General features: G+C 66.8%; 16 protein-coding genes and 1 pseudogene. 14 read left to right on the top strand and 3 right to left on the bottom strand.

Features of this window, described 5'->3' with window-relative positions:
* Positions 1 to 114: 114 nt before the first annotated feature.
* Positions 115 to 570, top strand: coding sequence for a high-potential iron-sulfur protein (locus C5B91_RS15475; protein WP_115819968.1), 456 nt, complete (start codon positions 115 to 117; stop codon positions 568 to 570).
* A 21-nt stretch (positions 571 to 591) separates the two neighbouring features.
* On the opposite strand, the gene C5B91_RS15470 is transcribed toward C5B91_RS15475, so the two are convergent.
* Positions 592 to 1,050, bottom strand: a complete 459-nt coding sequence (locus tag C5B91_RS15470; RefSeq protein ID WP_008094080.1) for a hypothetical protein — start codon at positions 1,048 to 1,050, stop codon at positions 592 to 594.
* Positions 1,051 to 1,088: 38 nt separating this feature from the next.
* Entirely contained in the window at positions 1,089 to 1,661 is a 573-nt protein-coding gene (locus tag C5B91_RS15465; protein WP_115819967.1) for a hypothetical protein, read from the bottom strand.
* 110 nt (positions 1,662 to 1,771) lie between these two features.
* Between C5B91_RS15465 and C5B91_RS15460 the strand changes: the two genes are divergently transcribed.
* The 4 genes and pseudogenes from C5B91_RS15460 to C5B91_RS15445 form a co-directional block, all read left to right on the top strand.
* Positions 1,772 to 2,380, top strand: a complete 609-nt coding sequence (locus C5B91_RS15460) for a hypothetical protein (protein WP_115819966.1) — start codon at positions 1,772 to 1,774, stop codon at positions 2,378 to 2,380.
* A 1-nt stretch (position 2,381) separates the two neighbouring features.
* Positions 2,382 to 3,740: a hypothetical protein gene (locus tag C5B91_RS15455; RefSeq protein ID WP_008094077.1), complete on the top strand. Its 1,359-nt coding sequence runs from the start codon at positions 2,382 to 2,384 to the stop codon at positions 3,738 to 3,740.
* 351 nt (positions 3,741 to 4,091) lie between these two features.
* A complete protein-coding gene (locus tag C5B91_RS15450) occupies positions 4,092 to 4,520 on the top strand; it encodes a CopG family ribbon-helix-helix protein (RefSeq protein ID WP_115819965.1) in 429 nt (142 codons plus the stop codon).
* A gap of 83 nt (positions 4,521 to 4,603) precedes the next feature.
* Positions 4,604 to 4,945, top strand: a pseudogene (locus C5B91_RS15445) (nitrate ABC transporter ATP-binding protein); the annotation flags it as partial.
* Positions 4,946 to 5,024: 79 nt separating this feature from the next.
* Here the strand turns inward: C5B91_RS15445 and C5B91_RS15440 are convergent.
* Positions 5,025 to 5,345 (bottom strand): hypothetical protein, encoded by a 321-nt coding sequence (locus C5B91_RS15440; protein WP_008094075.1) that lies wholly within the window; start codon positions 5,343 to 5,345, stop codon positions 5,025 to 5,027.
* 496 nt (positions 5,346 to 5,841) lie between these two features.
* Here C5B91_RS15440 and C5B91_RS15435 point away from each other — a divergent pair, with 496 nt between their 5' ends.
* The 9 genes from C5B91_RS15435 to C5B91_RS15395 all read left to right on the top strand — a co-directional run bounded on the left by C5B91_RS15435 (position 5,842) and on the right by C5B91_RS15395 (position 13,912).
* Positions 5,842 to 6,261 carry a CopG family ribbon-helix-helix protein gene (locus C5B91_RS15435; protein WP_008094073.1) on the top strand — a complete coding sequence of 140 codons (420 nt, stop codon included), beginning with the start codon at positions 5,842 to 5,844 and terminating at the stop codon, positions 6,259 to 6,261.
* 91 nt (positions 6,262 to 6,352) lie between these two features.
* Positions 6,353 to 7,780, top strand: a complete 1,428-nt coding sequence (locus C5B91_RS15430) for an FAD-dependent oxidoreductase (protein ID WP_008094071.1) — start codon at positions 6,353 to 6,355, stop codon at positions 7,778 to 7,780.
* 177 nt (positions 7,781 to 7,957) lie between these two features.
* Positions 7,958 to 8,875 carry a DMT family transporter gene (locus C5B91_RS15425; RefSeq protein WP_049968986.1) on the top strand — a complete coding sequence of 306 codons (918 nt, stop codon included), beginning with the start codon at positions 7,958 to 7,960 and terminating at the stop codon, positions 8,873 to 8,875.
* A 73-nt stretch (positions 8,876 to 8,948) separates the two neighbouring features.
* Positions 8,949 to 9,542 carry a TetR/AcrR family transcriptional regulator gene (locus C5B91_RS15420; RefSeq protein ID WP_115819964.1) on the top strand — a complete coding sequence of 198 codons (594 nt, stop codon included), beginning with the start codon at positions 8,949 to 8,951 and terminating at the stop codon, positions 9,540 to 9,542.
* Positions 9,543 to 9,691: 149 nt separating this feature from the next.
* On the top strand, positions 9,692 to 9,898 hold the full coding sequence (locus C5B91_RS15415; RefSeq protein WP_004978121.1) for a cold-shock protein: 207 nt from the start codon (positions 9,692 to 9,694) through the stop codon (positions 9,896 to 9,898).
* A 256-nt stretch (positions 9,899 to 10,154) separates the two neighbouring features.
* Positions 10,155 to 10,829, top strand: a complete 675-nt coding sequence (locus tag C5B91_RS15410; RefSeq protein ID WP_115819963.1) for a DUF2306 domain-containing protein — start codon at positions 10,155 to 10,157, stop codon at positions 10,827 to 10,829.
* 166 nt (positions 10,830 to 10,995) lie between these two features.
* On the top strand, positions 10,996 to 12,114 hold the full coding sequence (locus C5B91_RS15405) for a metal ABC transporter substrate-binding protein (RefSeq protein ID WP_115819962.1): 1,119 nt from the start codon (positions 10,996 to 10,998) through the stop codon (positions 12,112 to 12,114).
* A complete protein-coding gene (locus tag C5B91_RS15400; RefSeq protein ID WP_049968870.1) occupies positions 12,111 to 12,929 on the top strand; it encodes a metal ABC transporter ATP-binding protein in 819 nt (272 codons plus the stop codon). Before C5B91_RS15405 ends, C5B91_RS15400 begins: the two co-directional genes overlap by 4 nt.
* Positions 12,926 to 13,912 carry a metal ABC transporter permease gene (locus C5B91_RS15395; RefSeq protein ID WP_008094059.1) on the top strand — a complete coding sequence of 329 codons (987 nt, stop codon included), beginning with the start codon at positions 12,926 to 12,928 and terminating at the stop codon, positions 13,910 to 13,912. The genes C5B91_RS15400 and C5B91_RS15395 overlap by 4 nt, the downstream gene beginning before the upstream one ends.
* Positions 13,913 to 14,044 lie beyond the last annotated feature (132 nt).

Below are 14,044 nucleotides of genomic sequence, written 5' to 3'. Positions count from 1 at the left end.
CCGATTCGCGTATCCGTGTTACTTAGCAGCGTGACATCATCAACGCGTCCGCAATTCTTGCCGCATGAGAACCGGCTGGCTCGGTTTTACCGACGCCGCGCGTCAGAGACTGGCATGGAAGACGACGAGCGGACGCCACGCCGAGACGCGACCGACCGACCGACGCGGAGTCGGGATACCCGCGACACCGGCCGCACACGGAGACGGTTCATCTGGCTCACCGGGACCGCCGCGATGGCCGGATTGGCCGGCTGTTCCGGCGGCGGTGGCGGCGCGACCGAGACGACGACGGCGACAGCGACCACGACGCAGTCGTCGGGGTCGACCGGGGGCGTTCCCGAGGCGTACGCGACCGCCACGTCCCTCGACGGCACCCAGCGCAACCCCGACAGCCTCTCGTCGCAGGAGGCCGTCTCGTACCAAGACGAGCCGAAAGACGGCAAGCAGTGTTCGACCTGCCGGTACTACATCGAGGACAAAAACGGGGACGGCGTGGGCGCGTGCGCCATCGTCGCGGGCGAAGTCGCTCCCGAGGGGTACTGCGTCTCCTACGTCGAATACGAGGGGTAACGCTCCGAACCGCAGTCGCGGTCAGGAGTCGTCACCCGTCGGCCCGACGGCGCTCTGAATCCGACAGCGGATGGACTCTTCGACCCCGTCGCGCTCGACCGGGATCACCCACTTCTCGCCGCAGCCGAGGACGGTCACCATCTCGCCGTCCTGTCGGTGTTTCACCGAGACGAACACCTCGCCGCGCTCGGGGTCGTAGTCGACGAGTTCGACGAGCACGTCCTCGCCGGCGATGAGGAGGTTCTTCGCGCCGTCCAACTCGGTGACGTAGGACTCGGTGTTCCCGGTCGGGTCGGTGACGAACAGTTCGACGACCGGCACGTCCTCCCCGTCGGGGTAGCTCGCGTCGACTTCGAGCGCCCCGTCTTCGAGCCGGATGCCGTGTATCTCGACGAGCGACGCCGCGACGCCGAAGGTGTCAGCGACCTGCTGACGGAGGTCCCCCAACGGGATTCGAACCGACTCTCGAATCGTTCCCATGCCCGCCCCTACGAACGGGGGGTGTATGAGCGTGTCCGCTAGTCGTCGCCCCAGAGGGCGTCCGCGAGGCGGGACCCCGACGGGACGGCCTCGCGGAAGGGGACCGAGTCGAACGCGAGCGGCCCGTTGAGCGAGAGAAAGCCGAGTTCGCCCTCGGGCGCGCGGTCGAGGTTGGTCAGGAAGGCCACCTTTCGGACCGCCTCGACGCCCTCGACGGTCGCGTCGGGGTCGACCGACTCGTACAGGGCGGCGTGTTCCCGGACGTGCTCGACGCAGCGTTTCGTCGGCGCGAACAGCAACAGCGCGTGGACGCCCGGCCCCTCGCGGCCGAGTTTCGTCCGGATGGCGTGCTCGTCGTCCTTGTAGAAGTAGCGCTCCATGCGGCGGTACTGGCGGAGCACCTCGTTCGCGCCGGTGGCGTGGCGGACGGCGGCGTCGGCCTTGAGTTCGATGAGGTAATCGACCGGTTCGGGCGTCCGCACCCTGACGTACACGTCGGCGACGCCGCGGTTCCCGTAGTGGTCGTACGGCTCTTCGAGGTGAATCTCCACGTCGTCGAAGGCCGCCCGGAAGTGCTCGACCACCCGCGTCGCCAACTCGTCCTCGCGCATCTATCGGTCGAGACGAGGCGGCCGTCGGGGAAATGTCCCGCGGTTCGGCCGGCGGCGACCCGGCGCATCAGAAGGCACATACCGCTGGCGTTCGGTTGGGAAACCGACACATGTCCCTGCCGACCCGCAGACAGGTCCTCCAGGCTGGCGGCGCGTCCCTTGTCGCCGCGCTCGCCGGGTGTTCCGGCGAGGGGTCCAGTTCCAGTTTAGACGAGCCACACGGCCCCTCCCCGGACGCGCTCGTCACCGACTACGACGCCCTGACAGTTCGCAACGACGCCGAGACCGCCATCTTCCGGGACGCCGCCCGGGAAGACGAGGACACGGGGTCGTCGTATCTCGACGATTTCCTCGTCACCACCGACGAGGAGCGCGAGAACGTCGCGGTCGCAGCCGAACCCGACGGCATCGACGAGGCCCGCGCGTTCATCGACGAGACGGACCTCGACGAGCAGACGCTCGTCATCACCCAGCACCGGACGGACGCCTGCCACCGGGTGAAACTGCTGTACGTCACGAACCCGCCGGACAGCGTCGTCCACCTCGACTTCTGTCACCCGCTCCGCGCCGCCTCGGTCGAGTGCTCCGTGGACGACCGCCACATCGTCGCCTCGCTGATTCGACTTCCGTACTCGACGGACGAGTCGAGTTGGGGACACGGCGGCGGAAGCAGTTGTCGCCTCCCGCCGTCGCTCCGAACCGAGACGGAGGACGCCTGAGATGCCCCGGACGCGACGCGACGTGCTCGCCTCGCTCGCCGGGGTCGGCGTCGCCGGGCTCGCGGGGTGTACCGCGCTCGACGCGGGCGAATCCGAATCGGACGACCCGGCCCTCGACGCTGCGGGGCTCCGGCAGGTCAGGCAACTCGGGTCGCCGGCGTTCCCGGCCCGCGTTCCGGCCCCGATTGCCGATTCGTTCCTCGAACAGGGCCGCGCTCGCGCCCGCGAACTCCTCGATTCCTGTCCCGAGACGATGTCCCCGGAAGAGGTCCCGAACGAGGCGGTCCGGGACATCTACGCCGAGGCGTACGCGGACGCCGCCGAGGACCTCGCCCCCGCAGACGCCGACGAATCGCCCTTCGAGGCGCTTCGGGGACTGCGCTACGCTCGCGGGGCAGCGGCGATGGCGAAGGGGACCTACGACGCCGCCGTCGGCGACCTCACCGAATCGGACGTGCGTGACGAGGCTGAGGCGGTCCGCGCCGACATCGAGTCGTTCAGGCTCGGTACGCGGTATCTCGGCGACGAACCGGACCGGGCGCTCGTGGTGTACGAGGCCGTCGAGAACCTCGTCGCGGCCGCGGTCCGGTATCTCGACAACGCCGACGAGTACGGCCGCTACACCGACAGCGCCCCGCAGGTCGGCGAACTGCTCGACGCGGTCGAGTCCGCGCGGGCGTCGCTCGGCGGCGCGCGCCACGTCCGCGACCGCTATCTCGCGACGATTGCCGACCCGCTGGACTTCACCGACGCGTTCGAGTCGACCGCGTCCTCGCTCGTCGAGGTCGTCGCGGACCGCTTGGCCGAGTATCCCGAGGAGGGAGAGCTCGAGGCCGTCGTCGAGGCCGAAGGGTTCGACCCCGAGGAACTCGAATCCACGCCGGCCAAAGACCTGCTGATGGAGACCTTCATCGATTTCGGTTCGAACGTCCACACCGTCCCCGAAGCCCTCCGAAGCGGGCGATTCGCCACCGCGCTCGTGGGTGCACACACCGCCGAGACGCACCGCCGGGCGTTCGAGGACGCCGTCACGGCGGTCAAGCGAGGCCGGTACGAGTCGGTCGAGTCCGCGGCCGCGGTCAGAGACGCGAAACTCGGTGCGCTCGAAGCCCTCGAAGCCGCTCGGTCGGACGGGTCGAACCCGCACCTGACGCGGCGCGCGTTGGTCGATGTCGCCCACATGGTCGGCCGCGGCGACGACTACTTCCGCGACGACTACTATTCGGACGACGACCCCCGAGCGGCGCGAAACGCGCTCGCGCAGTACGCGACCACCGAGTTCGCCGCGCGCGAGACGCCTGATGTGAGCGCGTGGGTGCTCGGAACGCTCGCGGCCGAGCGCGGCGGCGTCCACCGCTGACGGGCCGTCTTCTTCGTTTTGGGCGCGTCCCCGCGAACTGTTGGACGGTATGCTACGGTCCGACTGCCGCGTCTCTGCATCGACTCTCGGAAACTCTCGAGACGACCGCTTCGATAACTCGTGGATGGCGAGTCATGGGGGCGCTCACAACTGGTTCATGCAACCCGCGCACTACTATCGCACTCGACCGAATCGAGCGCTCGATGGACGAACTCCGGGTGAGGTGCTACTTAGATAGCACCTCCTCCCCTCGGTGAAACGCGGGAGATTGGCAACGGTTGGGTGTCCTCCGTCGCAATGCTACCCAATCCGATAATAAGGCTTAATATTTGATGGCGGTTTGATTGTTATATGGCCGTCGTTAGCGTCTCGATGCCGGAGGAACTACTCGAGCGAATCGACCAGTTTTCCGAGGACCACGGATATACTGGTCGGAGCGAAATACTCCGAGAGGCGAGTCGGAACCTCCTCGGTGAGTTCGAGGACAAGAAACTCGAAGACCGCGAACTGATGGGCGTCGTAACCGTCGTCTTCGATTACGAGACGACGAGCGTCGAAGAGAAGATGATGCGACTCCGCCACGAGTACGAGGACATCGTTGCGTCGAACTTCCACAGCCACGTCGGGGGGCACCACTGTATGGAACTGTTCGTTCTCGAGGGGTCGCTCGAAGACATCTCGACGTTCGTCGGAAAAATCAGAGCGACGAAAGACACGCTTACGATCGATTATTCGGTGCTTCCGGTCGACGACTTCGGTCCGCTCGCGGATATGAGCTAATTTCGATTTTCACGGTTCGGATATTCTCCGGCTGGCATCTTCGCCCGCCTGCAGGCGGGGGAATTGCCACCGCAGTTGCTGGTCTCGTCGGCATCGCTCGTGCCCTCGCTGTCGACCCGGAGATTCTACTTATGGATGAACCGTTCGGGAGCGTCGACGCGCGGACGCGAGACCGCCTCCACGCTGAACTGCTCGAGATTTGGGCGCAGACCGAACAGACCGTCGTGTTCGTCACCCACGACATCGACGAGGCGGTGACGCTGGCCGACCGCGTCGTCGTGGTGGACGCCGACCCGGGGACCGTCCGTTCGAGCATCTCTATCGATTTAGAACGCCCGCGTCAACGAACAGCCCACGAGTTTGTCGAGTACGTCGCGAGAATCAGAGACGAACTCGGCAGTCCGGTAGACAGCAGCCACGAATAGCTCGGTGGTTGCTGCTGCGTCGTTACAACGCCGGTGAGCGTCCCGTCGCATGCTGTCGATGCGTGCGTTCCTCCCGTCGCTATTCGACGAGCTCGAACGGCGCGGCGAGTGCGATGCCCGCGCCGTGTTCGGAGAACCCCCAGTAGACGAATCGGTACGTGGCTGGAGTGTGTGTCGTACACCGTTCGAACGGGCCTGAAAATTCGTTCGCGCGGAGTCGCATTTCCCACCGGAGTTCTTCGCCGGGGTCCAGTACCCGCTGAGACGGCGACCACTCGTGTCCTTCAGGCACGCCGATGGAGTTCCGCCACGTGCCGTCAGACCCTAATCGCTGAATCATGTATCGCGGTTTGCCCAGCGTGGTGAGCGGGTCGCCGGACTCGTTTGTGAGTTTCGCCACCAGTTTCCCGCCAGTCGGGATCGACTGCGGCACGGTCAACGACGCATACCGAAGATAGTTCACTATCGACCGCTTCGCGAACGCGTCTCCGACGTCACGATACCCCGACGTACAGACCTGCTGTTCGCTTCCCGTAACGGCATCAAGGCACCCGGCGAGGACGGCTGTTCCGGTTGAACCGCCGAGTGTGAGAACCCGTCGACGCGAGAGGGGAGGGCTCATGACAGAACCATCCACACCTCGTGATGTATGTTTTTTGCCATTACTCTCGCAGTGGGTCAGCCGTTAGACCCGCAGGTACAGTGCGTGAGGAACTCCCAAGCCGACCAAAGCGTCGAGTCCTTGACGCTCCCGGATTCCGCGAGGGAGCGGTGTCGTCCGCAGGTCCTCTATGACAACACCTGAAACGAACGCGATATTAATACATTGTTCTATTATCCACTATCTCTATTATTCTAGAATAGAAATTTAACACATGACGATTGTAAGCACCTCGATGGCCGAGTGGCTCCGTGACGACCTCGATGCGTTCGCGGAAGAACACGGCTACAGCGGCCGAAGCGCGGTTATTCGTGAAGCGTGCCAGTCGCTCCTTGCGGAGTACGAACAGACTGACTACGAGGGTCAACAGGTCTTAGCGACGGTAACCGTCGTCTTTGGGTACGATAAACCGAAGATAGAGGGCCGAATGATGGAACTCCGCCACAAGTTCGAAGCGTCGATTCGGTCGAACTCGCACAACTGCCTCGGCGACAACGCGGGCTGCGTTGAGACGTTCGTCGTCGAAGCCGCTTACGACGATGTCTTGCGGTTCATTGCGACTGTCCGGGGGGCGGGCGAGTCAGTCTCCGTCGAATACACCCTCGTCCCGGTCGACGTGATGAGTGCCGAAGTCAGTGACTCGGACTCGTTTTGACTCGAAAGGGTTGGCGTCCTCTTCGAACTCGCGTAAGCACTCGTCGTTGGCCAAGGAAGTTAGGTGTCGGCGGGCGTACCACTCTCTCACAATGTCTGACGAACCATTCGTCGTCGTCGGCGGCGACGCCGCCGGACTCTCCGCCGCGAGCAAGCTCGCCCGCGCCAACGCCGACCGCGAGGTCGTCGTCTTCGAGAAGGGCCGCTGGGTCTCCTACGCCCACTGCGGCACGCCCTACTTCGTCAAAGGCGAGGTCGACAAGCTCACCGACATGCTCTCGCTGTCGCCCGAGGCGGCCGCCGACCGCGGTATCGACCTCCGGCGCGAACACGAGGTCGTCGCCGTCGACACCGACGAGCGGGTCGTCACGGTCGACGGCCCCGACGGGACGTTCGAACAGCCCTACGGCGACCTCCTCGTCGCCACCGGCGCGCGGGCGCTCCGCGAACCGATAGACGGCATCGACCTCGACGGCGCGTTCACGCTCCACGGGCTGGACGACGCGGCGGCGATTCGGTCGTTCCTCACCGACCCGAACGAGGCCTCGGTCGCCGACCTCGGCGGCGGCGGGTTCGTCGACGAGGCGCGAGCGGCCCGTTTCGGCGCGATGGAACCGCCCGAGTCGGTCGCCATCGTCGGCGGCGGGTTCGTCGGGGTCGAGATGGCTGAGGCCTTCACCGCCCACGATCTCGACGTCCATCTGTTCCAGCGCTCCGGACACGTCCTCAGCTCCTTCGGCGACGCCGTCGGCGAGCGGGTCGAAGACCACCTCGAAGACAATGGCGTCACGCTTCACCTCGGCGCGTCGGTGGAGCGACTCCGCGGCGACGACGCGGACCGGGTCGAGGCCGTCGTCTGCGAGGGCGACGAACTCGCGGTCGACGCGGCGATGGTCGGTATCGGTCTCCGCCCCAACTCGGACCTCGTCGCCGACGCGGTCGACCTCGGCGAAACGGGCGCTATCGCGGTCGACGACTACGGGCGGACGAGCGCGGAGCGCGTCTACGCCGCGGGCGACTGCGCCGAAATCGACCACGTCGTCACCGGCGAGCCGACGTGGAACACGCTCGGCCTGCCCGCGAACCGCGCCGGGCGCGCCATCGGCCAGACCGTCGCCGGCGACCCCGAACCCATCGGGACCGTCGCGAACACCTCGGTCGTGAAGGCGTTCGACCTCGAGTGCGGTCGCGCCGGCGTGACGGACCTCGACGAGGCGCGCGACGCGGGCTTCGACCCCGTCTCGGAGACCATCACCGCTGGCTCGCGGTCTGGCTACTACCCCGGGTCAGTCGAGACGACCGTCACGCTCGTCGCCGACCGCGACACAGGGCGACTGCTCGGCGGCACCATCGTCGGAGCCGACCGCGCCGCCGTCAGAATCGACACCGTGGCGACCGCGCTCGCCTCCGAGTTGACCGTCGCCGAAGTGGAGCGTCTCGACCTCGGCTACGCGCCGCCGTTCAGCCCCGTCTGGGACCCGATTTTGACCGCGGCGAAGGTCCTCCGCGGCTCGCTGTAAGCCGCGAGCGGTTCGAGATTCGAACCGAACAAAACGACTATTATCGATTGTGTGGTAACGATACGCTCACATGCTGGATATACCTCCAACAGAGCGCGGGAGTGTCGAAACGAAACCGACGCGGCCGACGAGTCCGGCGGAGTCGCATCGCCGACCGCCGAGCGGGGCGTGGTGTCGGTGAACGGCCGGGTCGCCACCGGACTGTTCGTCCTTCTGGGACTCCTCTGGGGGAGTTCGTTCGTCGCTATCGAAGTCGGTCTCGCGTACTTCCCGCCGCTGCACTTCGCGGCGCTTCGGTTCTTCCTCGCGGGGGTCATCGTCCTCGGCTACGCCGCCGTCTCGACCGACTACTGGCGGCCGCACAGCCGGACCGACTGGACGCTCGTCGGCGTCTCCGGCGGCCTCCTCATCGGCGCGCACCACGCGTTTCTCTACCTCGGACAGGAGCACGTCCCCGGCGCGGTGGCGGCCATCGTCATCAGCCTCGGACCGGTCCTGACCGCGCTGTTCGCGACGGGCATCCTCGGCGACCGCATCTCGCCGCTCGGCGTCCTCGGATTCGGCTTCGGCTTTCTGGGCGTCGGCCTCGTCGCCCAACCGGACCCGAACGCGCTCCTCTCCAGCGACGTGGTCGGCGTCGCCATCGTCTTCGTCGCCTCGGCGTGCTTCGCCCTCGGTGCCGTCCTGACGCGCCCCTTCTCGTCGGACATCCCGGCGCGAACGCTCCAGGCGTGGGCGATGCTGTTCGGGGCCGCGCTCCTGTCCGTCGCGGGCGTCGCCACCGGCGAGTCGCTCGCGGCTATCGAGTGGTCCGGCGTCGCCGTCGGATCGCTGCTTTATCTCGCCGTCGTCAGCGGCGCGGGCGCGTTCCTCATCTACTTCGAACTGCTCGGCCGGTTCGGCCCGACGCAGATAAACCTCATCGGCTACGTCGAACCCGTCTCCGCGACGCTCCTCAGTTGGGCCTTTCTCGGTCAACTCATCGACTCCGTGACCGCGCTCGGGTTCCTCTCCATCTTCGTCGGCTTCGCGCTCATCAAGCGCCGGGCGCTCGGCGAGTTGGTCGGGGGAGCGCGCGGTCGGTCTGCGGAGTGACGGTCGTCGCGTCCCGCGCTTCGCCCGCGGAACAACGGACACAAGTAGGCGAGCGAGCGAACACTCACTCACCATGCCCGCCGACTCCGTGCCGCCCGAGCAGAAAGCACAGATTGCGAACGCGGTCCGCGCGGCGCTCGCCACGCACGGCTACGCTCGACTGACGACGAAGAAGGTGGCCGCGGAGAGCGAAAAGAGCGAGGCGGGGCTGTACTACTACTACGACTCGAAAGACGAGATGATCGTCGCGTTCCTCGAAACGTCGGAGGACTACCTCGCGCGGACCCTCGACGAAATCGACGCGGAGGGGCCCGAAGAGCGCCTTCGAGCGGTCTGCGACATCCTCCTCGTCGACGAGGACGACCCGGCCGCCGCCGGCGTCAACATCGCCGTCATGGAACTCCTCTCGCACGCGCCGCACAACGAGACGCTCCGCGAACCGCTGCTCCGGATGGAGCGCCACACCCTCGACGTCATCGCCGACATCGTCCGCGACGGCGTCGAACAGGGCGTCTTCCGCGAGGTCGACCCCGAGGGAACGGCCGCGTTCGTCCTCTCGGCGACCGACGGCTACACCGGCTTTGCCCTCGCGCTCGGGATGGAGGGCGTCGGCGACGATCTCCGGGACTCGCTGTCGGCGTACATCGACTCGTTGTTGGTCGAGTGAGACCCGCCCGTCTGTTTCTGTCGTCCCCGCTCAGTCTGGCACTTATCTACCGAAACGGCCGTGAGTGGGTGGACGAATGTCTTTCGAAGGGTCGTGGTACCTTGACCCTCGGAAGGGTTATCCGTCGCCCGACCTTCGATTTGTTCGTAATGGCACACGGCAAAGTTGATTTCTTCAACGACACTGGCGGCTACGGTTTCATCTCTACTGACGACGGCGACCTCGACGACGACGAAGACGTGTTCTTCCACATGGAAGACGTCGGCGGCGAAGACCTCACGGAAGGTACCGAAGTCGAGTTCGACATCGAGTCCTCGCCCAAGGGCCCCCGCGCGGCGAACGTCGTTCGGCAGTAACACCGAGACGCGACTGCTGTTTGTAGCGGCAGACGACACCTCGACTTTTCAGACGATTACACGGCGAGCCGAGGCTCTCGACGGAGCCGACTGTCTCGGCCGTGGTTCGCTCCCCGCCTCTGAGTAAGTACTCACTCAGTAGATTTATATCGCTCCTCGAACGACTCGGTTCTATGCCGAGCCTACACAGCCTCCACGCCCCGCCAAATCGCACCGAGCGTCCGCACCCGTCAACCGCCTCCATCGAGGTTTCGCGATGACACTCGTCGAGGACGCGACGCTCGGCGTCCACATCCTCGCCGGATTCGCGGCACTGTTCGCCGGCTTCGGCGCGATAGTCACGAAGAAAGGCGGCCGTCGCCACCGTCGGGCGGGCCGGGTCTACGTCGCGGGGATGACCGTCGTCGCGGTCACGTCGCTCGTGCTGTTCGCCCTCGCGCCGACCCGCGGGCGGACGTTCCTCGCGCTCGTCGCGGTGTTCAGCTACTACTTCGTCTTCTCGGGCGACCGCGTCCTCTCGCGGAAGCGCCCGACCGACAGGCCGGAACTCGTCGACTGGGTCGCGGTCGGTCTGCTCACCACCGCCGGGGTCGGTCTCCTCGCCATGGGCGCGCTCCGATTCCTCGCCGGCGACAGTTTCGCCACCGTGATGCTCGTCTTCGGCGCGGCCGGTGCCGGCTTCGGCGTCCGCGACATCGCCGCCTTCCGCCGGGAGCGCGCGGAGTCACGCGAGTGGTTCTTCGAACACATCGGCCGCATGGGCGGCGGCTACATCGCCACCGTGACCGCCTTCTCGTCTGTCAACTTCGACTTCCTCCCGACCGTCGCCGCGTGGCTCTGGCCCACCGTCGTCGGCACGCCGCTCATCTTTGTGGCCATCCGGAAGTACAAACGCGGGTCGCCCGGCGCGGCCGCCTCGACCGCCGACTGACTGCGAACCGCGGGCGACCGCTCTTCTCTCCACCTTCCGACCGCTATCCCGACGGCCTCTCGCCGCGAAGTGTGACGGCGCTCGACGAATTCTGGGCTGACATTGAATAACAACAATGGACGATAGAATAACAGCACTTATTATCTCAAAGCAGCTTTCTAATAACATGCGAACGAAGACCCGACGCAGGTTCCTCGCGACAGTCGCCGGAAGCGCCGCCGTCGGCCTCGCGGGCTGTCTCGGCGGTGACGGCTCGTCCGATTCGACCGACTCGTCAGCCGAATCGGAGACGACGGCCACGGCCTCGTTCTTCGTCTTCGGCGACGTGGCCCGACACGTCGCTGGCGACGCCGCGTCCGTCGACACGCTCGTCCCCATCGGTCAGCACGGCCACGGCTGGGAGCCCGGCCCGGACGTGCAGGGCCGGGTACTCGAATCCGACCTGTTTGTCCACGGAATGCCCGGATTTCAGCCGTGGGCAGACGACATTCGGTCGTCGCTCGAAGCCGACGGGTCGGACGTCGCCGCGGTGGACGCCTCCGCGGACGCGGAACTCCACGAAATCGGACCCGACGGCCACGTCCACGACGACGAGTCCCACGACGAGGCGGAACAGCACGACGAAGAGGCGCACGCGAACGAGACACACAGCGAAGAGACCGAACACCACGACGAGACCGAACACCACGACGAGACCGAACACCACGACGACGAGCACGCCGAGGAGTCGGAGAGCTACGACCACGGCGAGCTCGACCCGCACTTCTGGCTGGACCCGACGCGGGTCGCCACCGCGACCGAGACGCTCCGCGACGCCTTCCAGTCGGTCGATTCCGAGAACGCCGACGCCTACGCCGCGAACGCCGAGTCCTACCGCGAGACGCTCTCGGAACTCGACGCGGCGTTCGAGGACGGCCTCGCCGCCCGCGACCGCGACGTGATTCTCGTCGCCGGCCACGACGCCTACGGCTACCTCTCCGACCGCTACGACCTCGAAATCGTCGCGCTCACCGGTATCTCGCCGGACGAGGAGCCGTCGCCGCGGGACATCGAGCGGGCGCAGGCGACCATCGAGAAACACGGCATCCGACACGTCCTCGCGGACCCGCTGGAGTCCGACCGCGCCGCACAGCAACTCGTCTCCGAGACGGACGCCGAGGACATGCTCCCGCTCACGCCGCTTCCCGGCGTAATGACTGAGTGGGAGGAAAACGACTGGGGGTACGTGGACATCATGCGCGAGGTGAACCTCCCGTCGCTCCGGACGGCGCTCGGCGCGCAATGACAGCCGTCTCGCTCAGCGACGTGGCCTTCTCGTACGGCGATGTACCCGTCGTCGACGGGGTTTCGCTCGACGTGCCCGAAGGTGAGTTCCTCGGACTCGTCGGCCCGAACGGGTCGGGAAAGAGCACGCTCCTGACGCTGATGCTCGGCCTCCAGCGACCGACCCGCGGTGAGGTGCGACTGTTCGACCGGCCCGCCCACGACTTCTCGGACGGCGAGCGCGTCGCCTACGTTGCACAGGACGTGACGGACGCGGCCCGCGATATGCCCGTCACCGTCCGCGAGGTCGTCCGGATGGGTCGCTACCCGCGGAACCTGTTCGGTCGCTTCTCTGCTGACGACCGCGAGGCGGTCGCCTCGGCGCTCGACCGCGTGGACATCGCGGACCTCGCCGACCGCCGGGTCGGGTCGCTCTCGGGCGGCCAGCGCCAGCGGGTCTTCGTCGCCCGCGCGCTCGCCGCGGAGGCCGACCTGCTCGCGCTCGACGAACCGACCGTCGCGCTCGACGCCGAGTCCCGCGAGGCGTTCTACGACCTCCTCGGCGAACTGAACGAACAGGGGATGACGGTCGTCCTCGTCGAACACGACATCGGCGTCGTCACGGCCCGCGCGTCCCGAATCGCCTGTCTCAACAAGCGGCTGTACTTCCACGGCGACCCCGACGACTTCGCCGACAGCGACGCGCTCGCCGCGGCCTACGGCGCGAACCAGCGCGTGCTCGACCACGACCACAGCCATCACCACGGCAACTCTCACGACTACCCGCACGACCACTCTCACGGTGACGCCCGCGACGAACCGGAGGACGAGTCGTGACCGGCCCCGTCGCGCTCGCGGCGACCGACCTCCTCGCGGTTGAGTTCTCCGCGGCCGGTTCACTCGCGCCGCTCCTCGTGGCCGACGCGTTCGCGGGACTCTTCGACTGGTTCTTGACGGCGGTCGTCGGCGGGGTGTTCTCGTGGCTCGCCGGCGTCACCGGTCTCGACTTCCTCGGCTATCCCTACATGCAGCGGGCGTACCTCTCGGTGCTGTGTATCGGTGTCGTCGGCCCGCTCGTCGGGTCGTTCCTCGTCTACCGCGACCTCTCGATGGTCGGGGACACGCTCGCCCACACCGCCTTCGCCGGGGTCGCGCTCGCGCTCTTCCTCGAGGCGACGCTCGGACTCGCGGTCCCGCCGCTCCTCGGCGCGCTCGTCGTCGCGGTCGTCGCGGCGCTCGTCGTGCAGGCGCTCATCGAGTACACCGACGCCCGGAGCGACGCCGCGCTGGCGATGGTCCTGACCGGCGGCTTCGCCCTCGGGAGCGTGCTCATCTCGCTCACCGGCGGCGGCATCTCGGTCGGTATCAACCAGTACCTGTTCGGCTCGCTGGCGACCGTCTCGCGGGCCGACGTGGGACTTCTCGTCTCGATGGGACTCGTCGTCGTCGGCTCGGTCGCGGTCGCCTACCGGCCGCTCGTGTACGTCACGTTTGACGAGACCGCCGCCCGCGCGTCGCGGCTCCACGTCCGCGCCGTCAACACGCTTCTGTCGATTCTCACCGCGTTCGTCGTCGTCAGCGCGATGCGAATCATGGGCGTCATCCTCGTCGCGGCGCTGCTCGTCATCCCCGTCGTCACCGCCTCGCGGCTCGGGCGGAGCTTCAAGCAGTCGCTCCTGTACGGCGTTCTCGCGGGCGAACTCGCGGGCGTCGCCGGCGTCACGGTCGCGTACCTCTACGGGCTCGCCGCCGGCGGCTCCATCGTCCTCGTCGCGCTCGCGGGCTTCGTCGCCGTCGCCGCCGGGCACCGACTGGCCTGAACACCCCCCGTTTCGGCCCTCCCACCGAATCGCGGTCACGGGCGACTCCGGAGCGACTCTGGAGAGCCCCCGCCGAGTCCGGCCTTGACCGGACAAGTGATTTTAAACCGACAGACGATTCCTGGTTCTGTC

The sequence above is a fragment of the Haloferax sp. Atlit-10N genome (assembly GCF_003586325.1).
In the GTDB taxonomy this organism is placed as follows: domain Archaea; phylum Halobacteriota; class Halobacteria; order Halobacteriales; family Haloferacaceae; genus Haloferax; species Haloferax prahovense.
The sequence above is the reverse complement of the archived record's forward strand: the minus strand, read 5'-3'. Positions and strand labels throughout refer to the sequence as shown.